The organism is Rhodococcus sp. IEGM 1381 (assembly GCF_030056795.1).
GTDB lineage: Bacteria > Actinomycetota > Actinomycetes > Mycobacteriales > Mycobacteriaceae > Rhodococcoides.
In genome coordinates this window covers 32,800-55,329 of record NZ_JASHKQ010000008.1, presented here as the reverse complement: position 1 = coordinate 55,329, position 22,530 = coordinate 32,800, and the positions used below count along the sequence as shown (strand labels likewise).

At 64.1% G+C, this 22,530-nt stretch carries 20 protein-coding genes; 2 read left to right on the top strand and 18 right to left on the bottom strand.

Annotated features, from left to right (window positions below; all coding sequences use genetic code 11):
- Positions 1–17: 17 nt before the first annotated feature.
- From QM797_RS17775 to QM797_RS17700, 16 genes are all read right to left on the bottom strand, one after another.
- Positions 18–2,594 (bottom strand): aminotransferase class III-fold pyridoxal phosphate-dependent enzyme, encoded by a 2,577-nt coding sequence (locus QM797_RS17775; RefSeq protein WP_283277000.1) that lies wholly within the window; start codon positions 2,592–2,594, stop codon positions 18–20.
- Positions 2,595–2,806: 212 nt separating this feature from the next.
- Positions 2,807–3,619, bottom strand: coding sequence for a hypothetical protein (locus QM797_RS17770; RefSeq protein WP_283276999.1), 813 nt, complete (start codon positions 3,617–3,619; stop codon positions 2,807–2,809).
- Between the two features lie 58 nt (positions 3,620–3,677).
- Complete coding sequence (locus QM797_RS17765) at positions 3,678–4,355, bottom strand: hypothetical protein (protein ID WP_283276998.1); 678 nt, start codon at positions 4,353–4,355, stop codon at positions 3,678–3,680.
- Positions 4,356–4,439: 84 nt separating this feature from the next.
- On the bottom strand, positions 4,440–5,687 hold the full coding sequence (locus QM797_RS17760; RefSeq protein ID WP_283276997.1) for an MCE family protein: 1,248 nt from the start codon (positions 5,685–5,687) through the stop codon (positions 4,440–4,442).
- Positions 5,684–6,958 (bottom strand): MCE family protein, encoded by a 1,275-nt coding sequence (locus QM797_RS17755; protein WP_283276996.1) that lies wholly within the window; start codon positions 6,956–6,958, stop codon positions 5,684–5,686. Before QM797_RS17755 ends, QM797_RS17760 begins: the two co-directional genes overlap by 4 nt.
- Before the next feature lie 29 nt (positions 6,959–6,987).
- Positions 6,988–8,268 (bottom strand): MCE family protein, encoded by a 1,281-nt coding sequence (locus tag QM797_RS17750; RefSeq protein WP_283276995.1) that lies wholly within the window; start codon positions 8,266–8,268, stop codon positions 6,988–6,990.
- On the bottom strand, positions 8,268–9,266 hold the full coding sequence (locus QM797_RS17745) for an MCE family protein (RefSeq protein ID WP_283276993.1): 999 nt from the start codon (positions 9,264–9,266) through the stop codon (positions 8,268–8,270). The genes QM797_RS17750 and QM797_RS17745 overlap by 1 nt, the downstream gene beginning before the upstream one ends.
- On the bottom strand, positions 9,263–10,330 hold the full coding sequence (locus QM797_RS17740) for an MCE family protein (RefSeq protein ID WP_283276992.1): 1,068 nt from the start codon (positions 10,328–10,330) through the stop codon (positions 9,263–9,265). The genes QM797_RS17745 and QM797_RS17740 overlap by 4 nt, the downstream gene beginning before the upstream one ends.
- Positions 10,327–11,682, bottom strand: a complete 1,356-nt coding sequence (locus QM797_RS17735) for an MCE family protein (RefSeq protein ID WP_283276989.1) — start codon at positions 11,680–11,682, stop codon at positions 10,327–10,329. The genes QM797_RS17740 and QM797_RS17735 overlap by 4 nt, the downstream gene beginning before the upstream one ends.
- Positions 11,679–12,539 carry an MlaE family ABC transporter permease gene (locus tag QM797_RS17730; protein WP_027498223.1) on the bottom strand — a complete coding sequence of 287 codons (861 nt, stop codon included), beginning with the start codon at positions 12,537–12,539 and terminating at the stop codon, positions 11,679–11,681. Before QM797_RS17730 ends, QM797_RS17735 begins: the two co-directional genes overlap by 4 nt.
- Before the next feature lie 5 nt (positions 12,540–12,544).
- Positions 12,545–13,339 carry an MlaE family ABC transporter permease gene (locus QM797_RS17725; protein WP_283276987.1) on the bottom strand — a complete coding sequence of 265 codons (795 nt, stop codon included), beginning with the start codon at positions 13,337–13,339 and terminating at the stop codon, positions 12,545–12,547.
- 5 nt (positions 13,340–13,344) lie between these two features.
- Positions 13,345–14,520 carry an ABC transporter ATP-binding protein gene (locus tag QM797_RS17720; RefSeq protein WP_283276986.1) on the bottom strand — a complete coding sequence of 392 codons (1,176 nt, stop codon included), beginning with the start codon at positions 14,518–14,520 and terminating at the stop codon, positions 13,345–13,347.
- Between the two features lie 444 nt (positions 14,521–14,964).
- Entirely contained in the window at positions 14,965–15,351 is a 387-nt protein-coding gene (rplL, locus tag QM797_RS17715; protein ID WP_032380460.1) for a 50S ribosomal protein L7/L12, read from the bottom strand.
- A 93-nt stretch (positions 15,352–15,444) separates the two neighbouring features.
- The gene (gene rplJ / locus QM797_RS17710; RefSeq protein ID WP_032380459.1) at positions 15,445–16,026 is read right to left on the bottom strand and encodes a 50S ribosomal protein L10; all 582 of its coding nucleotides are present in this window, start codon (positions 16,024–16,026) and stop codon (positions 15,445–15,447) included.
- Positions 16,027–16,365: 339 nt separating this feature from the next.
- On the bottom strand, positions 16,366–16,881 hold the full coding sequence (locus QM797_RS17705) for a class F sortase (RefSeq protein WP_283276984.1): 516 nt from the start codon (positions 16,879–16,881) through the stop codon (positions 16,366–16,368).
- 77 nt (positions 16,882–16,958) lie between these two features.
- Positions 16,959–17,708 (bottom strand): CHRD domain-containing protein, encoded by a 750-nt coding sequence (locus tag QM797_RS17700; RefSeq protein WP_283276983.1) that lies wholly within the window; start codon positions 17,706–17,708, stop codon positions 16,959–16,961.
- A gap of 107 nt (positions 17,709–17,815) precedes the next feature.
- On the opposite strand from QM797_RS17700, the gene QM797_RS17695 reads away from it, so the two are divergent.
- Together QM797_RS17695 and QM797_RS17690 are read left to right on the top strand one after the other, a co-directional pair.
- Positions 17,816–18,385: an RNA polymerase sigma factor gene (locus QM797_RS17695; RefSeq protein ID WP_283276982.1), complete on the top strand. Its 570-nt coding sequence runs from the start codon at positions 17,816–17,818 to the stop codon at positions 18,383–18,385.
- Complete coding sequence (locus QM797_RS17690; protein WP_283276981.1) at positions 18,382–19,107, top strand: hypothetical protein; 726 nt, start codon at positions 18,382–18,384, stop codon at positions 19,105–19,107. The genes QM797_RS17695 and QM797_RS17690 overlap by 4 nt, the downstream gene beginning before the upstream one ends.
- Here QM797_RS17690 and QM797_RS17685 read toward each other — a convergent pair.
- The gene (locus QM797_RS17685; protein ID WP_283276979.1) at positions 19,089–21,356 is read right to left on the bottom strand and encodes an MMPL family transporter; all 2,268 of its coding nucleotides are present in this window, start codon (positions 21,354–21,356) and stop codon (positions 19,089–19,091) included. The genes QM797_RS17690 and QM797_RS17685 overlap by 19 nt on opposite strands.
- Positions 21,353–22,528, bottom strand: coding sequence for a hypothetical protein (locus QM797_RS17680; RefSeq protein WP_283276978.1), 1,176 nt, complete (start codon positions 22,526–22,528; stop codon positions 21,353–21,355). Before QM797_RS17680 ends, QM797_RS17685 begins: the two co-directional genes overlap by 4 nt.
- Positions 22,529–22,530: the final 2 nt, after the last annotated feature.

Here is a 22,530-nt window from a genome sequence, read left to right as displayed (position 1 = left end):
ACTACTGACCGAGCCGACTACTGACTGCCCTCGCGCCATCGGGTGGCCTCGGCGAGCGCGAAACCGTGGACGTCGGCCAGCTCTCCCAACCGTTCGACGCTGTCTCCGTCCAGAGTGGTGCCGATGCTGCGGAGATCGAACTCACCCGACAACGCGATCAGCATCGTCTCGGCCATGCAGGCATACGTCAGGCCCGGAGCCAACCCGTAGGTCAAACCGAAATCCGAACCCGATGGCACCCGCACGATGCCGCCGTCGAACACCGTCACGTCCGGCCGCTCACCCCGCACATCGCGGCCGATATTCGGCGGCTGCGCAACATCGCAGACGATGGCGCCGTCCATCAGATCGGTCGGGTCGATCAGTGCGTGCGGTGCCGACGTGGCCGCAATCACGATCAACGAATCCTTCACCGCAGCAACGGGATCGGTGAAGAACTCGAGGTGGCGTGACCTGATCAGATCATCCACGTCACCATGCACCTCGAGCGCAGCACCGGCGAGATACCCCGAGCCGCATCCGGCCGTCGCACACGCCACCATCTCCTGCGCCGCCGCCCACAACTTCGGCGCGATGACCGAGCTCTCACCCTGCCGACCGACCAGAGCGATACTGCCGACCTCGCCGGCCAACTGCTTGCCGATCGTCCGCCCGATGGCCCCGGCAGCACCGAGAATCGTCACCCTGGCCTGCGCGACGTCGATTCCGCGTTCGCGGCACACGCGTCGAACAGCTCGCAGACTCGCCGCGGCGGTGAACGTGTTGCCGGTGGTGATCGGCCGAGACGTTGCACCGAGACCCAACCCGTTCCCGGTGATCACCGAGGAATAGCCGCCCAACCCGATTACCGTCGCACCGCGCGAGATCGCGAGTTCGACGGCACCGCCCACCACCCGCAGCGCCTGCTCGGTCGGCAGATGCAGCAACTGCTCCGAGGTGTAGGGCAGCCCGATCAGGTCACCGTGTGCCGTCGCGCCCCCTCCCCCGACGACCCGGCCACTGCCGATGACGAACGACGCGGGTTCGAGCTCGGACGTCGACGCCGCGAACCGCTCGAGCAGATCCTGCCGCTCGCCGTGGTCGAACACCTCGAGTGCCGGATCGAACGCCGCGAAGAACCCGAGATCGAGAGGATGCGCGATGAACGCGAAGCGTCGATCGGTCGGCCGCACAGCGATATCGGGCGTCCGACCCGGGCGCAACGCCGCGAGTGCGGGCGGAGTGGCGACGGTGGGACGGCCCAACAGATGCCCGAACAATCCGTCCATGTCCCCCACCGCCGCACAACCCAAGGCCCGATCCATTGCTGCGACCAGACGCGAGCACTGCACCGCCGAGACCGTCAGCGGCGGCTCGATCCGAATCACCCTGTTACCGAACAGAGTCGGAGCCACTCGAATCCCCTCGACGTTGAGCAGGTACGAGCAGATCACCACCGCCAGATTGTGTTGATCGGCAATCGATCCCAGCAACGACTGGCGCCCGACGAAGTTCACGTCCGCGGTGAGTTCCATGCCCAGCAACAGTCCGCGACCGCGCACCTCGGTGACCACCGACGGATACTTCTCGGCCAGCGCGCTCAGATCGTTCTTCAACTGCCGACCGAGAACGGCAGCATTCTCCACCACCGCGCAATCGTCCCGAGTCAACTCGTCGAGAACCGCGACACCCACCCGTGCAGCCAACGCGTTCCCCGCGAAGGTCGACGTGTGGCGCAGCGCGAAACTCTCGTTCACGAGCCTCGGCGCACACAACACCGCACCCACCGGCACGATGCCGCCACCGAGCGCCTTGGCGACGGTCAGAATGTCCGGCACCACACCCTCGTGCTCCGCCGCGAACATCCTGCCGGTCCGGCCGAGCCCGGTCTGCACCTCGTCGAGAGCCATCAGCACCCCGTGCCGATCACAGATCTCCCGCACGCGGCGCAGGTACCCATCGGGGGGACACACCACTCCGCCCTCACCCTGAATCGGCTCCACCAGAAATACCGCGTAGTGCCCGGGTGCCGCCGCCAGGGCCGCGTCGAGCGCGTCCGAATCACCGAACTCGATGTGATCGAATCCCTCGACCGGCGCACCGAAACCGCTCTGGTACTTGATGTTTCCCGTCGCAGACAGAGCGCCGAGAGTCTTGCCGTGGAAACTGTTACCGGTGGTCAACACACCCAGCCGGCCGGTGTGTGCTCGCGCGATCTTGAGCGCCACCTCGGTCGCCTCGGTACCACTGTTGACGAACGTCGCTCGCGTCAATCCGTCGGGTGCGATGCGCCCCAACCGATCTGCCAGTTCACCGGCCGCGCTCAGCACCGACGGCTGCACGAAAATCGCCTCCCCGCTGCAGCGAACGTCGTTGACCGCCTGCCAAATCGGCGTCGGACCGTGCCCGAACGGAAGGGCACCGTACGCCCCCGCGAAGTCGAGATAACGTCGGCCCGACGAGTCGAACAAGACGGTCCCGTCGCCCCGGACGTACTCTCGATCCAGATTCAGCGCAGACAACAGCCGATACAGCTCGGGGTTGACGTGCTCGGCAAAGCCCGATCGACCGGACCTGGATTCCAGCACGGAATATTCGATAGTTGTGTCAGTCATGACCAGCACGCTCCGTTTTCATCGGATCCACCCCTGGCTGTCGAGCTGAGAATGGTTGTCCCGAACAACCAGGGCTCGTCCCAAGCCAGGACGCAATCGCGATGGTAACTCGGTGGCAGGCGGGTCACAGATGTCCGAAAAGCACACGAAAAAGCCCCGTCCGAGCAGGGCGTCTGCGTCGAACGGGGCCGGATCGAGTGCTGGCTGGGCTACTACTGATCGTCGATGGCCGACAGCTTCCAGGTGCCGTCGACCTTCTCCATGTTCACCGTCAACGGGCCCTCGGCACTGCCCGAGGCGACACCGTTCTGCGTGGCGCTGATGTTCACGTTGGCGATCAGTTCCGCCATGCCGTCCTCCAGCCGCGAGACTCCGATATCGGTGACCATGGCTTCGGTTCCCGTATCCGTCTGCACCACAGCAGATTTGGTGGTGTCGGCGGTGGAGTTGAACTCGTCGAGCATCGACTGATTGAGCACCGCACGTGCGGCATCGAAATCGGCATCGATCGTGGCGGCCTTGTACGTGTACAGCGTCTGCAGCGCATCGGTCGCGGCCGAGGTGACTTCCTGAGTCGCCGCGGAATCCACCCAGGCCGCATTGTCGATCGTGGCGAACGGCTTGAACGCGGCAATGGCAGCAAACGCGCCGAGCACGACTGCAATGACCGCAACGACGATCACGTGCTTGTAGCCGATCCCCGACGCCGACGCGGCGGACGAGTCGGTCGACGCGGAATCGGGAGCGGGCTTGTCGAGCACAGGCTTGCCGACAGCAGGCTTGTCGAGCACAGGCTTGCCGATCACAGGCTTGCCGACAGCAGGCTTGTCGAGCGCAGGCTTGTCGGCCACAGGCTCGGTGGGCGGCGTCGTGGTGATCGCCGGCGTCTCGGTCGCAGCGGACCCCTCGGCACCCGTCGAATCCGTGTCGGAGCTGGCAGCAGTCGGCTTCCCGGTGCCGGCCACCTTGCGGCGAACTTTGCTGGTGGTGGTGGGTGGAACGATCTTGCGACGCTGGGGAGGCACTACAGAACTCCTTCGAAACTCACTTCGGTACAGACGGAAAGCACCACTGCCGGGTATCTCAGTTGCCGCCGGTGTCCGGCTGGGGAGCCGGCGTCGCTTCCGCACTGGGGTCGGCCGCATTCGGGTCGGCGGGGCCGCCCGGTTCGGTCGGGATGACGGGGTTGGTGGCGGGATTGTCGAGCGAGATCCGTGAACCGATGGGGTCGACCTTGTTGGTCCTCCACACCCCGTCGACCTCCTCCATGGCCAGACGCATCGTCAGCTTGCTTCGCTCGACGCGATCGGGCCAGGTGGTGGTTGTCGCGATGACCACCAGAGCGGTGGCAGTGTTCTCGTCCGTGCTCAGCTCCGTCAGCGTGCCGTGCAACACCTCGGCCTCGCTCTTGGCACCGGACTGACGAACCTGATCGGTGATGCCCGAGCGCGTCTGCTCGAGGTCGTTGAGCATCAGGTCGCCGGTGATGGACGACTTCATGTTGTCGAACGACTGATCGATAGCTGCCGCGTCGACCGTGTTGAGGTTGACGGCGGCCTGCTGAGCTCCGGTGAGCGCCGCGTCCCTGGTGTCCGCAGTGGGCTTCTGGCTCAGTAGCGCGCTGCCCCAGCCGTACCCGAAGAACACTGCCGCTGCGAGAGCGGCAACGGCTATCACCGTGACGACGGCCAACAGGATTTTCGCGGTCTTGTTGCGCCCTGGAGTCGCTGGGGACTCCAGGGCTTCGGTGCTCGAGTTCACACTTTCCACCCTACTACTCGGTAATATCCGGCCGAACCACTCTCGGACCGACGATAGTGCTGAGCAGCAGTTCCACCGATTCCACTACTTCGGCGTGACGCCGATCAGCGGTGCCAACTGGGTGGCGATGGGGTTGAGGTTGAGCTTCTCCGGATCGACCTTGGGCTTGAGGTCCCACGGCTGCGGCACGTCCGGATCGGCGAACACGATGCGGTTCGCGCTACGTACACCCGTCACGCTGCCCTGCGGTGTAGCGCAGTTCGCGTCGAGGTTCAGGGGGTAGTTCTCCCGAGTCGGATCGAAGTTCGGGTTCTTCCGCTTCTCCTCGTCGAGGATCGCCTGACTGCCCTCGTAGCCCACCGTGCAGGGCGGCGGGTTGTTGACCTCGAGCAGCAGACCCTGATGGATCGTGCCGTCGCCCGGAACGATAGTGGAGATGCCCGCACCGAGGGCAGGCAGGAACGTCAGGAACGGACGAAGCGCGACGTACCGCGGTTGGGCCTGAGCCGCAACCAGCGCAAGGTTGTTGATATCGGTGGTCAGCGCCGGACCGGCATCGGTGATGAGCCCACCGAGCTGATCGCCCGCCGCGGTACCGGTATCGATCAGGCGGCGGATGTCGGGATCGCTGGACTTCAACTGAGCCGTCACCTCATCCAAGCTGGTGCTGAACTCACGAATCAGATCCGATTGCTCGGACTGCGTGTTGAGCACCGGCACCGCGTCGCGTACCAGCGCAAGCGTCTGCGGCAGCGCCTCGTTGCCTGCCTCGGAGATGTTCCCGAGCGAATCGACGAGAGACGCAAGATCTGTGCCCTTACCGTCGAATGCAACACCGAGCTCGTTGACGACCCGCGTGAGCGTGTCGAGAGGCACCGACCGGACCAGCGTGTTCGTGTTGGCGAGGACATCCTCCACCGGCACGGGCGTGGTGGTGTCGGCCTGCGCGATCTGCGAACCGTCGACCAGGAACGGGCCCTGATCGGTCTCGGGCTGCAAGTCGACGTACTGCTCACCGATCGCAGACCGGTTGGCCACGACGGCCTTGGTGCCGGCCGGGATGTCGGGCCCACCGTTGTCGAGCATGAGCGCGACCCGGACGCCGTCCTGTGTCAGTTCCAGATTTCCGACGGTTCCCACCGGAACACCTCGGTAGGTGACCTCGGCGTTGGAGAAGATGCCACCGGAATCGGCGAGGTTCAGATCGACCTGGTACTGCCCGAAGCCGAGCATGTTGTCCAGCCGCACGTACTTACCGCCGACATAGATCAACCCCAGGACGGCGACCACGACGAACGCGACCAACTGAAAGCGAACAAGTTTCGATCTCACTGTCCAACTCCGAATCGCTCGAGCAGATCGTTCAACGGTGCCAACGGATCGAACGGCGCGGGCGCGGCGGCTGCGGCTGCGGCTGCCTGCTCGTTCGCAGGTGCACCCGGGCCGGGAACCGGTGACGGGATGATCGGCGGCAACGGCAGCAGTGAGATCGTCGGCCAACCCGGCCGAGGTCCGTTTCCGTTGTAGTACGGATTCGACGGGTCGACCACCGGCAGCGTGTTGCCGTACTTGGGCTGGACGTAGACCGGATCGCCTTCACCGACGCCGAAGTTGCGCAGGGCAGTTCCGATCGACAGGTCGAGTGAAAGGAACAGGTTGGCGGAGTTGCCCTCGATGACCTTCTCGGTGCCGTCGGCGAAGGGCAGCGTGGGAATAACCGATAGCGAAGTCACCACGTCGTCCGCAGAATCTGCCAAGGCCTGGAGCGTCGGGCGTAGGGCCCGCAGGTCCGCGATCAGATCGTCCTTGGAACGGTCGATGACGTCGGTGCCGACGGCTCCGAGGCGGTCGAGCGCTCCGAGCATCTCGGTCAGCTGCGGACGCTGCTGCTCGAGAACCTCGGTGGCGATCGGCAGGTCCTTCAGCACTGCGTCGATCTTGTCGGTCTGCGTGTTGACGCGGCCGCTGAGAGTGTCGAGACCATCGATGGCGCGGGTGATGTCGTCACGCTGCTGGTTGAGGCCGTCGATCAACGTGTTCGCCTGCTGCAGAAGCTCTTTGGTCTTGCCTTCGCGACCGTCGAACGCCGTGCTCAGTTCCTTGATGATCGGCGAGAGCTGCCCGACGCCGCCACCGTTGAGCAGCAGCGACAGCGCACCGAGTACCTGCTCGATGTCGGTCGCGTGGCGGGTGCGATCGAGCGGGATGGTGGCGCCGTCCTGCAGCCGCGCTGCTGCCTCGTCACCGGGAGGTGCCGAAAGCTGCACGAACTTCTCACCGAGCAGGTTCGTCTGCTGCACCGATGCGATCGCATTGGCAGGCAGGTCCACCTCCGAGTTGAGGATGACGTCGACATCGGCCGTCCACCCCTCGTTCGGGACGGAGATCGACGCGACTCGCCCTACTGCCACACCGTCGACCTTGACGGTCGACTGCGGGACAAGGTCGAGCACGTCGTCGAACTGCACCGTCAGGTTGAACGGGTTGTCACCGACATCGGCACCGCCGGGAAGCGGTACGGCGTAGATGCCGGCCGACGAGCACGCTCCGGCCGACAGCGCGACCACACACGCTCCGGCTCCGACGACCAACGTACGCTTCACGCGAGCTCGATTCCTGTTGGCAGAGAACATCACTGACCGCCTCCGACTATCGACCGATCGAAACCGGGTTGGTCGGTGGATCCCAGTCTCTCCGACGGCACGCCCGGCACGGTGCCCGGCACGGATACGTTCTGCTCGATGTCGTTGGTGAGAACACCGAACGGCAGCACGATCCGGTTCTGGTCGGCGATCGGTGCCTGGATCATGGTGGTGATGTTGGCGCACTGATCGATGATCGGCTGAATCTGCGCACCGAGGGCCTCGAAGCGCGGATCACCGGGAACCAGCTTGCCGAGATCGAGGAGCCGGCAGACGGTGCCGAGCGGATCCTGGGTCTCATCCTGGAGATTGGCGCGCGAGGCGAGCGTGCCGGACTCGGCGTCGTAGGCGTTCACCAGGTTGCTGATGGCCAACGGCAACAACGTGAGCGTTTGCACCAGCTGCTCGCGATTGTCGGCGAGCGTCTGAGTCGGAACCACGAGACCGTTTGCGGCATCGGTCAGTTCGGTCCGGTTGTCCGCGACGAACGTCGCAACGTCGCCGAGCGAGACAGAGAGCTGTTGAAGCGCCGCTCCCAGATCCTCCCGCTGGCCCGACAGGAAACCGGTCAGGTCGGCCAACTGAGTGTTGAAGTTGCGTACCTGCTGATCGTTGACGGCCAAGGCACTGACGAAGGTCTGCAGGTTCTTGATCGTGTCGAAGACGTCGGTGCGCGAGTCGCTCAACGTGCGGCCGGCGGCCGAAAGCGCAGTGATGCTGTCGCCCAATGCTTCACCATTGCCGTCGAGATTCGCCGCACCGGTGTTGACGAGGTCGGTGAGTGCGCCGTCCTTGTTCGCACCGTCTGGACCGAGGGCGGTCGACAGGTCGTTGATGGACTTGTACAGCTCGTCGACCTCGACGGGTGTGGCGGTGCGATCGCGACCGATCGTCGTGCCGTCGGCCATGGTGTCGCCGCCGGTGTAGACGGGCGAGAGCTGGACGTAGCGATCGGCGACGAGCGACGGGCTGACCTGCACGGCCTTGGCGTCCGTCGGGATGTCCACCCCGCGGTCGACGCGAAGGACGACCTCGACGTCGTCACCGAGTGGCGTGACGGACTCGACCGTACCGACCTTGACGCCCAGCACCCGTACCTCGGAGCCGGAGTAGATGCCGATCGACTTGTCGAAGTACGCGGTGATCTTGGTCGTGCCGGCCCTGGTGAACAACCACCAGCCGGCGACGGCCAGGACCAGCGCCACGATCACGACGACGGCGATCAGAGCGAGCTTGTTCTTGTTTTTCGGTGCTGCCTGCGTGTCAGTCATCAGTTCCCCGCCAACGTGTCGAGCGAGGGCTGGCGGTAGCCAGGTATCAACGGAACTCCGGGAGGTGTGATGTTGGCCAGCACGATATCGAGCCATCGACCGTTGCCGGTCACGTTCGTGTACAGCCGAATGAACGGTTCGTACAGCTTCAGCGCACGGTCGAGGTTGTCGTTGTTGCGCTGCAGGATGTCGATGACGCCGTTGAGCTGCTGCAACATCGGGTTGATGGTCGCCTCGTTGTCGCGAACCAGACCGGTCAGCTCCTGAGACACTCGCTGAGTGCCGGTGAGCAGCTGTGCAATGGCCTGCTGTCGATTGTTGAGCTCTTCGAGCAGCGGGCCGGCGTCGGTGATCAGCTTGTTGAACTCCTCGTTGCGGTCGGCAAGCACCTTCGACGTCTCACCGGTGGCCTCGAACAGTTTCTTGAGCTCCTCGTCGCGGCTGGCCACGGTCTGTGACAACCGGGTGACGCCGTCGAGCGAGGCACGGATGTTCGCAGGTGTCTCGGAAAACGCCTCGGACAAGGTCCGCATACTGGTTGCGAGCTGATCGGTGTCGATGTCGTTGATGGTCGACGCCGCATCGGAAAACGCGTCGATGACGTCGTACGGAGACGTGGTGCGCTCGAGCGGGATCGGGTCCTTGGGGCTCAGTGTCTCCGGTCCGCTCGGGTCGAGCGCCAGATACTTCTGCCCCAGCAGGGTCTTGATCGCGATGGCGGCCCGTGACTCGTTGCCGACCCAGGCGTCCTTCACCGTGAAGTCCACGAGCACCCGGTCGCCTTCGAGACGAACGTCGGTCACCTTGCCCACCTTGACGCCGGCGATGCGAACCTCGTTGGAGGGCTTGAGGCCTGCGGCCTCGCTGAACTCGGCGGTGTACACCGAACCAGCACCGATGATCGGGAGCCGGTCGAGAAAGAAGACCGACATCGTGGCCAGCAGGATGATCGCAATGCCCAGTGCACCGATGGTGGCCGGACTACGACGAGATTTCATTGTTTGATCCCCCCAGCTTTGCAACGCTCTGCCGAGTTCGTGTACAGCGGCTGGTTTACGGTCGGAAGCCCGGTCGGCAAGTTCAGGTTCGGCGAATACCCCGGTCCGGCAACGATGTCGATGCCGCAGAGGTAGAACGTGAACCAAGATCCCTGCTGGGCCGTGCGAATGAGCTTGTCGAGTTTGACGGGCAGAATGCCGAGGACCTTGTCCACGTCGTCGCTTCGGCGGTTGATGGTCTCGGTCAGCGTGTTCAACGCGGTCACCGATCCCTGGATCGACGGCCGAGTCGGCTCGAGCAGGTCTGCGGTGGCGTTCGTCAGACCGGCTAGCGAGGTGACGGCGGAGCCGACCACGTCGCGGTCGGCCGACAGGCCCGAGACGAGCTGCTGCGTGTTGACGATCAAGCTGTCGAGCTGACCGTCGTTCTGGTTGACCGTCGCCAGCACGTTGTTGAGGTTGGTGATGACCTGGCCGATGACCTGATCCTTGTCGGCGACGGTGTTCGTCAGGGTCGCCGTGTTGGTGACCAGTTCGTTGATGGTGCCCGACTCCCCCTGGAACACCTGAATGATCTGGTAGGACAGCTTGTTGACGTCGTCGGCGCTGAGCGTGGTGAACAGCGGCCGGAAGCCGTCGAACAGCGTGGTCAGATTCACCGCAGGCTTGGTCCGCTCCAACGGAATGGTGGCACCTTCGTTGATCTTCTGGCCCTGGTCCCCCGAGCCCTGCTCGATGGCGATGTAGCGCTGGCCCACCAGGTTCCGGAACCGGATGGTCGCCGTCGAGCTGGCCGGGAGCCACTCGCGACTGCTCAGTGTGAAGTCCACTTTCGCTTCGCGCTCGTTGGCGATTTCGATTTTGTCGACCTGGCCGACGCGAACGCCCGCGATCCGAATCTCGTCGCCCTCGTTGAGTGAGGTGACGTCGGTGAACACCGCGGAGAACTTGGTGCCCCCGCCGCCACTGGAATTGGCGATGGTGAAGGCAAGGGTGGCCGTAGCAATGATCGTGATCACGGCGAACACGACCAACTTGATGATCGGCGCGAGAAGGCCTCTCATGGCACGGTCACCTCCACTCCTCTCAGTGCCGGTGCGCCGATAGCGGCTGCCCACGACGGAATACTTTCTGGTGCAACACCACTCGCCTGTCCGTAGATCACGGCGAGAGTGTCACGCTCGAAGTCCGAGCCCTCGTAGCTCGCCGGCTGCGCGGATGCGGAGACGGCGGGAACGATGGAGCTCTGAGCCGACTTCGGTGGTCCCTGTCCTTCGATCACCTGCGGGCCCGGGTTGCGGGTCGGCACCTGGTAGGAACCGTCGTTGATCGAACCGCCCGGATACTGCGGAAAGAACTCGCCCGGTGCTGCAGGCTCGAAGCACGTGGCTCCGCGGTCGTCGAACAAGCGCGGCTCGTCCTGGTTCGGCAAGTAACGGCCCTTCGGGTTGACGAACGATGCAGACACGTTGATGCCGGGGTACTCGTCGCCCTCGCCGAGAACGACCGCGCCGCGCCTGGCACCTTCGGCGAACTGGCTGAACGTGCAGCCGAACGTCGGGGAGAACTCGGCAAGCAGCTCGAGCGCTTCACGAGAGTTCGCGGCCAATCCGATCAGGTTCTCGGAGTTGGTCTGTAGGAAGTCCGCGGTTGTGTAGGACGCCGAGGTCAGCGAGCCGTACAGCGTTTCGAGGCTGGACTGCCGCTCGACCACGGTGTTGCCCGTCGTCCGCAGGTTGTCCAGCGCCGAGATCAACTCGGGCGCAGCGTCAGCGTAGGTCTGCGAGAAGTCGGCGAGCCCGACCAGGGTCTGCTGGATGTTCGGCAACTCCGTGTTCAGACCCGACACGATGTTGGTCAGATTGTCGATCGTCGTCCCGAGCTGCTCGCCGCGCCCGCTGAGGCCCTGCGCCAAAGATCCGAGGGTGTTCGCCAGATCCTGCGGCGGAATCGCCTGCAGCAGTGGAAGCAAGCCGTCGAGCAATTGCCCGACCTCGATGGCGTTCCCACTGGTGTCCTGCTGAAGGACCGTGCCCTCGGTGATCGGCGACGCAGAGTCGGTCTCGGGCACGATCAGCGCGACGTAGCGCTCACCGAACAGTGTCTTGGGAAGCAACCGCGCCGTCACGTTGGACGGAATCAATGGAGCCTTGTCCGGGTCGATGGCGAGCCGAGAGGTGACCACACCGTCGACGGTGGACGCCGAGCGCACCTCACCGACGATCATTCCGCGCACCTTGACATCCGCGTTCATCGGCAGAGCGTTTCCGACCGAGTCGGTTTCGAGGCTGACGTTCACCACCGACTTGAACGTCTTGTTGTAGGACGTGATGCTCCATCCCAAGAACAGGATGAGCACCAGGAAGAACGCCAAACCGAGCAGTACTCGCTTCAGTCGCGACGGCGAGTCGATCATCCCGCAACCCTCACTGTGGTGGTCGTGCCCCAGATGGCGAGGCTCAAGAAGAAGTCCAGCACCGCGATCGTGACGATCGCGGTACGAACGGCACGGCCTACGGCCACACCGACGCCGGCAGGTCCGCCGGAGGCGTGGTAGCCGTAATAGCAGTGGATCATGATCAGAACGAAGGCGAATATCAGCACCTTCAGGAACGAATACAGCACGTCTTCCGGAGGTAGGAAGAGGTTGAAGTAGTGGTCGTAGGACCCCGTGGACTGCCCGTTGAAGATGGTGCTGATCCCTCGGGACGCGACGTACGACGCCAGCAGTCCGACGATGTAGAGCGGAATGACGGCCACGAAGCCGGCGATCATGCGGGTGGTCACCAGGAACGGCACGCTGGGTACTGCCATCACCTCGAGGGCATCGATCTCCTCCGAGATCCGCATGGCACCGAGCTGGGCCGTGAAGCCACAGCCGACGGTGGCCGACAGTGCCAGTCCTGCGACGATCGGCGCGATTTCACGGGTGTTGACGTACGCGGACAGGAAGCCGGTGAGCACAGAGCTACCGAGCTGCTCGAGTGCGGCGTAGCCCTGCAGACCGACGACGATGCCGGTGAAGCCGGACATCATCACGATCACTCCGATGGTTCCGCCGATGACGGCGAGCGCACCGCTGCCGAAGGTGACCTCCGCCAGCAGGCGGAGCACCTCCTTCTTGTAGTGCACCGCGGTCTTGGGAATCCACCCGATGGCCCGCAGGTAGAACGACATCTGCTCGCCTGCACGGTCGAGCACGTTGAGCGGGGCATTGCCGACGCGCTTGACGCGCATCAGCGTGCGGTCACCGCGACCTCTTGCGATCGTCATCGCGGTTACGCTCCCTTCGCTGGGACGACCTGGAGATACACCAGGGTCAGGATGAGGTTGGCGAAGAAGAGCAGCAGGAACGTGATGACAACCGTCTGGTTCACTGCCTCGCCGACGCCCTTCGGTCCGGGATTGGGATTGAGCCCCTTGTAGGAGGCGATGATGCCCGCGATGAGTCCGAAGATCGCCGCTTTGGCTTCTGCGACATAAAGATCCGGGAGCTGCGCCAGCGCCCCGAAGGATGCCAGGTACGCACCGGGGGTACCGCCCTGGAGGATCACGTTGAAGAAGTAACCGCCGGCGATGCCGACGACCGAGACCAGACCGTTGAGCAACAGCGCGACGAGGATCATCGCGAGCACTCGCGGAACGACGAGACGATGCACCGGGTCGATGCCCAGCACCCGCATGGCGTCGATCTCCTCGCGAATGGTGCGCGAGCCGAGGTCGGCCGTGACAGCAGAACCGGCGGCACCGGCCACCAGCAGCGCGGTCACGATCGGACTGCCCTGCTGAATGACCGCGAGCACGCTGGCCGCGCCGGTGAACGACTCGGCGCCGAGCTGCTTGATGAGCGATCCGGTCTGCAGCGACACGACCGCGCCGAACGGAATCGCTACGAGCGCCGTCGGCAGAATCGTGACGCTGGCGATGAACCAGGCCTGCTCGATGAATTCACGGAACTGGAACGGCCTACGGAAGGTGTTCCGAACCACCTCGACGAACAGTTCGACGATATTGCCGGCTTGAGCCAGCGCGGCATTCGCCGGAGCGAACGCGGACTTCTTCGATCCCCCCATGTCTGCTATTGACCCCGACCCTGTGTCGGAGCTTGATAGCCCGGCTGGTCATGACTTTGCCCGCGGTAACCCTGCTGGTCGTAACCTTGCTGGCCATAGCCCTGCTGGTCGTAACCTTGCTGGTCGTAGCCCTGCTGGTCGTAGCCCTGCTGGTCGTAGCCCTGCTGCTGGTCCGCGTACGCGGGGTACCGCTGACCGGGGTCGGTGGTGTCGAGACTTTCCTGGATCGCGACCTGCGCACTGTGCGGCAGCGTGTGCATGATCTGGCGGACGCGTTCCTGCCTGCGTCCGACGGCTTGGCGCACCGGAGTACCCGGGGTGGCTTTCATCTGCGGGACGATCCCTTCGACGTCGTCGACGCCACCGGCGTGGTGCCCGGCGTCGACCATGGCCTGCTCCTGCGCCATCTGCGCCTCGTCCTTCTCCTCCGACATGCCGATCGGACCGATCATCGTTCCGTTGAGGAACTGCTTGACCACCGGCTCGTCGCTCGTCAGCAGCACCTCACGCGGGCCGAACATGACCAGCTGGCGACGGAAGAGCATGCCGATGTTGTCGGGCACCGTCCGAGCGAGGTTGATATTGTGCGACACGATCAGGATCGTGGCGTCGATCTCGGCGTTGATGTCGATCAGGGTCTGCGAAATGTAGGTGGTACGAACGGGATCGAGGCCGGAGTCCGGCTCGTCGACCAGGATGATCTCGGGATCGAGAACCAGAGCGCGGGCGAGTCCGGCGCGCTTGCGCATACCGCCGGAAATCTCGCCGGGCAGCTTGTCCTCGGCACCGAGCAGACCCGTCAGTTCCAACTTCTCCATGACGATCTTGCGGATGTCGGACTCGGACTTCTTCGTGTGCTCGCGGAGCGGGAACGCGACATTGTCGTAGAGGTTCATCGACCCGAAGAGGGCACCGTCCTGGAACAGCACCCCGAAGAGCTTGCGGATCTCGTAGAGCTCACGCGAGGAGCACTGCAGGATGTCGGTTCCGTCGATGAAGATCTTGCCCTGTTCGGGACGCAGCAGACCGATCAGCGACTTCAGGAAGACCGACTTACCGGTACCGGACGGACCGAGGAGAGCACTGACTTCACCCTTCGGCAGCGTCAATGTCACGTCCTGCCAAATCTTCTGTACACCGAAAGACTTGGTCAATCCTTCGACCGAAACCTCGACTCCCACGCTGACCTCCACAATTCGTACACATCGACCCAGATGTGGGTTGCGTCACTGTAACCCATGCACGTGTCCGCTCCGACACAGGAGCTTACCGCCCAGTAAGAACTTCCCCGAGTCAGGCTGTAGAGCTCGCATCAGTGTGGCTCATCTCACGCGACACGGTCGCCGACTCGCCGGAACTGTGACAAGTCCCTGCGCGACAAAGCTGTGACACGCCACAAGCAATGACGGCCGAAACCCTTCGGAACGCTTCGGACTTCGGCGAGGTCGAGTAAACAGTGGCGCAGAGCGAGTGTCACGCGATCCGGCGGAGTCCGTGACCGATCACAACGACGAGTCATCCGGTGCCACCGAAAACACCGAAAAGGGGCCGTCCCCACCGAAGTGGGAACGACCCCTCGACTCGCTCGATTTCAGAGCGTGAAGTACGACTGCAACGAAGCGGTCTTACTTGACGGAGATCTTTGCGCCGGCAGCTTCCAGCTTCTCCTTGGCAGCCTCGGCTGCATCCTTGGCGACCTTCTCCAGGATTGCCTTCGGAGCGCTCTCGACGAGGTCCTTGGCTTCCTTCAGGCCGAGGCCGGAGACGACCTCACGGACGACCTTGATGACCTGGATCTTCTTGTCGCCGGCCGACTCGAGGACGACGTCGAACTCGTCCTGCTCCTCGGCAGCCTCAGCCGGAGCACCGGCTGCGCCTGCTGCTGCAACTGCGACGGGAGCGGCTGCGGTGACCTCGAAGGTCTCCTCGAATGCCTTCACGAACTCGCTGAGCTCGAGGAGGGTGAGCTCCTTGAACTGGTCGAGCAATTCTTCGGTGCTGAGCTTCGCCATGGTGGCGGGTCCTTCCTGTAAGTACCTGGTCGCTGATCCGCGACTGGTGTTCGGTGATGGTGTGGAGCTGAGCTGTTCGCCGATACCAGCGGATCAGCTTTCGGCGGGAGCTTCCGCCGGTGCTTCTGCTTCTGCAGGTGCCTCGGCTGCGGCGGGTGCGCCGGCAGCCTTCTTCTCCTGCAACGCGAACGCCAAACGCGCGAACTGCGATGCGGGAGCGTTGAACAGGCCTGCAGCCTTCGACAAGTTGCCCTTCATGGCGCCGGCGAGCTTGGCCAACAGGATTTCGCGCGACTCGAGGTCTGCGATCTTGTTGATCTCGTCCACGGACAGCGTTGCGCCGTCCATGTAGCCGCCCTTGACGATCAAGGCCTTGTTGTCCTTCGCGAAGGCCTTGATGGCCTTCGCTGCGTCGACCGGCTCGCCCTTGATGAATGCAATGGCGGTCGGTCCGACGAACAAGTCGTCGAGGCCGGTGATGCCGGCCTCGGCTGCTGCGCGCTTGACCAGGGTGTTCTTGGCGACGGAGTACGTGGCACCTTCGCCGAGCGCACGCCGGAGCTGAGTCAGACCGGACACCGACAGGCCACGGTATTCCGTGACGACGGCAGCCGTCGAACCCTTGAACTGTTCGGTGATCTCCGATACTGCTGAGACCTTTTCGGGCTTTGCCATACTTCGCCTCCTCTCGTGGGAAGTTGTGTCGATCGCGAGAGGGCCGGAAAACGACGAACGCCCCGGCGCAAGAAGCACACGGGGCGTGAACGAGCGGGCAGCCGCGAGGACTGCATACAGGTTCCCTACCTCGTTCTCCTGCGTGGGCCGTCCGAAGCGATCTCGGACCTTCAACCGCGCAACTCCCGGAAGTGAATCCTTCGAGAAGGCGGTGACCAACGGTCTTGGGTAGAACTTGATTGGGCGGTCAGGGCACCAGTGCAAGCACTCGTGATCCGAACCGTCGACCAGGTTACAACACGTTCGGCGTCAACTCCAAAACGTTCGCCGTTCGCACTGTCATATGCGCACCCCGTAGAGAACCAGGTTGCGCTCGTAGCTGCCCACGGCTGCATCGAAGTCACCCGAACAGGTGATGAGCCGGATCTCGTCGGCAGGCACCGCCCCGAAGACCAGCGCCGTCGGGAACTCGACTTTGCCGTAGTCACCGATCTCGTCGATGCGGTACTCGGCTCGACCACCCGCCTCGTCCTCGACCGCGACGACATCGCCGGTTCCGAGTTCCGACAGACGATCGAACACCGCGGGACCGGTCGTCGAGTCGACGTGCCCGGCTATCACCGTCGGACTTCCGATCGCGCCGGGTCTGCCACCTCCGGTGAACCATCCGACGTCGTCGTAGTCGGTGGGCACCTGCATCTCCCCCGATTCGGTGAGACCCAGGCCGATCAACGGCTCGTCGAGACCGATGTCCACGGCGCTCACCCGCGTCGGGGCCGGTCTGACCGAGTCCACGGCAGGCGCAGTCGGGGCAGCGCCCGACGACGGCTGCGAGGACACGGGGGCGGCCGGCACCGGTGGCGTTGGTGGTGGCGGGGAACAGCCCACCACCACCAAAGCCGCGGCCGCGGCCGCGATCAGGACCGAATATCTCAGCTCCGCACCTCGCGTCGAGCCGCGAACGTCACGCCCGCGACGACCATCGCACCCAGAGCCACCGCGCCGACGACGGGCAGCACCGAGCTCGACGCCGAGTCGGACGCCGCCAGCGCCGACCCACCGCCACCGGTCGCAACGGACCCGACCGGAATCTGGGTGAGCTGGCCGCGCACCGCTCCCGCCGCGAAGTCGACGGTGTGGGTGTCGGCGGCGAAGGCCGCGGGATCGGCTTCGATCTGATCGAGGGTGAATCCGGTACCACTGTCGGCGGTGGCACCGGCCGGAGTGAGGCCGGTGGTGAACGGTCCCTGCATGCAGCCGCTGCTGGTACGCGGGCCGTCGCCGATGGGGGTCGGGTTCGGGAATGCCAGACGCGGAGGTCCTGCTGCGCCTGCCGCCGCCTGGTGGATGTGCGTGGCGGTCTTGGCCGGGCTCATGTAGTCGCCGGTCACGCCTTCGAGAGTGATGTCGTAGCAGACGATGTCGAGGTCGGAGTTGATGCGCAGCGTGAAGGTACCCATCGCGCCGGGCTGCCCCGGAGTGGCGACGCCCTCACCGTTGAGCACCTGTTCGGGAGTGGCCATGGCCGTGAATGCGCTGGTGAAGGAGTCCGGTTCGGCGACAGGCGTATCGGCACCGGCCGGGGCAACGGCGAACAGCATCAGGGCCGCGGTACCACCGACGAGCGCTGTGGCGGTGGATCGGATCGACATTGCCGGGCGTGGGATCGAGCGTCTGGTCATCTCGTGTGCCTTCCGTGGGAGTATCGGGCAGGCGAGCCCGTGGAAGGTGTACGAGCGCCGATGCCAGAATGTTCAAAGCTCGGTAAACAAATATTTCAGTCCTGGATATGAACGTCCGGGGGCCCACCGACGTATCCACTGTCATGAGCATCGGGAGCGTGATCGAACTGGACTTCGACGTCGCTGCCGCGTACGACGAGCACGCGTCGGCCATGCTCGGGTTCGCCGTCAACGCTCTCCGCGACAGAACTCTGGCCGAGGATTGCGTTCAGGAGACCTTCTTTCGGGCATGGCGAGCGCGGTCCCGATTCGAGCCGCGGCGCGGGTCGCTGCGAACGTGGCTGTTCGCCATCGAACGCAACGTGATCGTCGATGTTCAGCGATCGCTGACGAGGATGCCGATGCCGGCCTCGGACCGGATCGAGGACATCGATCGGGGGTCGGGCGGGGTCACGCGCGACACCAGCCCCGATGTCGACGAACGGCTCCGCATCATCGCCGCGCTGGCCCTGCTCTCCCCCGAGCATCGGCAGGTCGTCGTCGCAGTGCACCTGAGCGGCAGCACCTACGCGGAGCTGTCCGAAGCGACCGGGGTTGCCGTACGAACACTGCGCACCCGCACCTTCTACGCAATGCGAGCCCTACGAGACCACCTCGACGGAAAGGAGGAAACATGAGCGCATCACACGATCGCCGAGCCGAGTTGATCGCCGCTGCAGTCGGCGACGATCTCGACGACGCCGAAACCTCCGAACTGCGCGAGCTCGCTGCGGCGGACCTCACGATCGACACCGAGATCGCCGAATTGCGCGCGATGACGGACATCCTGGGCCGGCGTGGACCGACCGAGCCCTGGCTCGAACCACCGACGGCACCCGAACTACGCGAGCGCATCCTCGCGGCGACGGTCAACACCGAGCGGCAGCGATTCGGAACACAACGATTCGGAATGCAGCGCCGATCAGCTGGTGTGGCCGCTGCGGCCGCGATCGTGGGCTTGGTGGTCGGCAGCGGGGCCGTACTCGGAGTCGACGCCTACCACCAGCAGCCCGAGAATCCACCGGCCGCGATCACCGGACCGCCGGGAACCCTCGGTGCCTACGAAGAAATCGCCTTCACGACGAGCACGCCGAGCGTCGACATCGAAGGAGGCCTGGTGGCCCACACGTGGGGCACCGAGACCGTCCTGGAGATGGACGGTGTCTCCGACCGCGGCCCGTACGAGGTGGTTCTCGTCGACCGGTCGGGTGTCGAGCGCCCATCCGGCACCTTTCTCGGTAGCGACGTCACCATCGAATGCCGAATGAACGCCGCGGTGCTGCGCCAGGACGTGACCGAGATCGAGATCCGCGGTTCCGACGGCTCCGTGCTGGCGTCGGCTCAGTTGCCGACCGACTGAGTCCGACGCACTCCGGGCCACCAATTGCGGGCACCGAACAGTTTCATCATCGCGGGCACCAACATCATGCGGACCAGTACGGCGTCGAACAGAACGGCTACTGCCAGGGCAAAGCCGAACTGTTGCAGTTCGAGGACATCGGCGGTGAGGAAACTCGCGAACACCGCGATCATGATCGCTGCCGCAGCCGTGATCGGTCTCGCTGTGTGCTCCAGCCCGTCGACGACGGCGGTGTCGTTCGCGGTGTCGGTGTCGGTGTCGGGACTGTCGGACCTGCTCGACAGGCGTACGAACACCTCACGCATGCGGCCGATCAGGAACACCTCGTAGTCCATCGAGAGGCCGAACACCACGGCAAACACTGTCACCGGCAGGTAGACCTGGATGTATCCGGGGCTCTCGAAGCCCAGTAATGCAGAGCCCCAACCCCATTGGAACACCGCGACCGTAGCTCCCAGCGCGGCACCGGTGACCAAGACGTTCATTGCCACCGCCTTGATCGGGATCACCACGCTGCGGAAGACGACCCCGAGATACACCAGGGAGAACGCAAGTACTGCCAGGACCACCCACAGGAACTTGCTCGATATCTCGTGCGAGGCGTCGACGACCAACGCTGTTGTGCCGCCGACCGAAGCGATCGTTCCGTCACGCAAGCCCGCGAGAACCGCCTGATCTCGAATGGAACCAACCAGATCGGTGGCCTCGGTCGAGTCGATCGGTACCGACGGCACCACAATCAGCAGCGCGCGGCCGCCCTCCTGCTGGGCAATTGCATACGCGACGCGATCGTCGGCTCGAATATCGTCGGCGACGGACGTGACGGTCTCCGCCTGCACAGAATCGAGCGGTTGATCGTTCTCCCCGGTGAACACAACGTTGATGGGAGAAATTGTTCCTGGTGCAAATTTGTCCATGAGAACGGCGTTGGCACGTCCGCTGGGCTCGGCGCTCAGCGCGTCGGCTCCCAGATCGACTCCGTACTGAATCGAGCCGATCGGAATCAGGCAGACGAAGAACAGTGCCGCAGGCAGGGCGGTATAGCGCCAGGGTCGCTCGATGACGTGCCGGGCCCAGCGCGACCACCACGTGGGGATGGCCGCTGCGTGCTCGCCGACCGACGACGGCTGGAACCGCTTCGGCAGCGACCATTTTCCGATCCGGGTGCCGAGGACGGCGAGTATCGCGGGCAACAACGTCCACGCCACAACGACCACACAAGTGACCGTCAGTGCCACGACCAACGAGATGCTGCGCACTGCGGGAACGTCGACGATGGTCAGCGCACCCAGCGCGATGAGAATGACCAACCCCGAAATGACGATCGTGTGGCCGGCTGTCCCCAGCGCGGTACCGACGGCCTCGTCGGTTCGCTCTCGTTCGCTGCCCGTTCGCGGCACTCCCGCCGTGCGGTCCATCTCCTCCCGAAACCGGCTCACGATGAACAGTGCGTAGTCGATACCGAGTCCGAGCCCGAACATGGCCGCGACCGTGGTCACGAGCACGTCGAACGTCAGAACATTGGACAGCAACGCGAATACACCGAACGCGGTCAGCACGCCGATCCCGATCGTGACCAGCGGAACAATTCCCGCGACAACAGATCCGAGTGCGAGAGTCAGGAGCACCAACGCCACCGGAAGACCGATGCTCTCTGCGCGCGCCGCGTCGTCCGATTGAACCCTGGTCAAGTCGACGGTCATGGGAGAGTAGCCGGTGACCGACACCTCGACGCCGTCGCTCGATGCTCCAGCGATCAACTCCTGAATGCGCTCGGCAACACCGATTCGATCGCGTGCATCCCCTCCCACTCCGATCAGTGCCAGTGCCGAAGTGCCGTCCTCGGAAAGCTGTGGCACCAGACCTGCGGTCTCGTAGGGAGCCACCACGCGCAGCACATCAGGTGATTGCCGGAGAGACGCGATGACCTCCGATACCCGATCTCGGAACGCTGGGCTCTGAACCGTCGATGTCTCCGACGTGAACGTCACGACCATCTGCTCGGACCCGAACGAGTCGAAGTTCTCTTCGATCAATTCGTCGACCCGGCTCGATTCGGTACCGGGAACCGAGAAGTTCGCACCGACGAGGGAGTGCTGTAGACCTGGGTAGAGGAACGCCGAGCCCGCGGCAAGGATGACCCACACCGCGAGCACGACCCAACGATGCCGAGCGATCACCCGGCCCCAGCGGTAGCCGACGCTGCGGGAAGCCAAGTCGGGTTCGCGAACTGCCGTGTCCGCGGTCATGCCGGCTGTGACCCGAAGTCGGAGAGTTCCCGGTTGAAGATGCGATACGTCCGATGCGGTGATTGATCCATCCGCGTCAGAATCGACCCCTTCATCCAAGGGCTGTCGTCCAGTACCGGTGCAGCTTCGACTCGGGTGAAGCCGAGATCGCGCATCCGCACGGACATTTCCAGGATGAGCAACGACGACACCGCCTTGTCCGGGCAGTCGGGGTCGACGAACAGCATGTCGACCCGTACGCCGTCGATGACGTCGGTTCGGCCGGAGCGCTTGACATGCCACAGGGTCACGAGATCACGGAGCAACCGAGACTTCAGATGCGCAGCCTTCGCCGCCGCCTGGTTGACGTCCGGAATTCCCATGAGGAAGCCGACCGGCTTTCCGTCCAACTCCGCCATCAGGGTCAGCCGGCGATCGAGAACGGGGAGCATCATTTTCAGCAACTCGTACAGTTCGACGAACGACAGAGGCGAGAAGCCCCAGAAATTCACGAACGTCTTGTTGTACAGGTCCCGGACGACACGTGCGTCGCGACGCAGCGTCCGATACTTCATCGACCGGATCGTCACCTCCGACCGGGCCTTGACCTTCTCGAATATCTGGATGTGACGGGCATATTCGGGACGGTTGAAGATCACGCACGGATCATCGAACAGATAACTGTAGAAATCCTTGATTCCGACGAGGCCCCACTTCTCGAAGTGGGCCGCGTAGTACAGCGGATTGTGCGGCATACCCACCAGAGGAAGTGCCGGTGCGTCGTCCACGACGATGCCTGCGCTGTAGAACATCGACGGTCCGAAAGGTCCGGACATCGTGGCCAGGCCGCGGCCGGAGACCCATGCCGCAGCGGCGTCGAGCAGACCTGTCGCGACCTCGTGGTCGTCGACGGCCTCGTAGAAGCCGAAGAAGCCGATCGACTCCCCCGTGTACTCGGTGAACGACAGATCGTGGATTGCCACGACGCGACCGACGACGATTCCGTTCTCGCGCGCCAGAAATGCCTGCGTGATGCGGGTGGCGGCGACTGAGGGCGGCGGTGCGATCAGTACTCGACGCAGATCCATGGACTCGTCGGGGAGACGATACGGATCACCGTGGTAGACCAGGTCCGCGACGGCCTCGAACTCGCGCCAGCCAGCCTTACCGGCGACCTCTTCGATCGTGATCATTG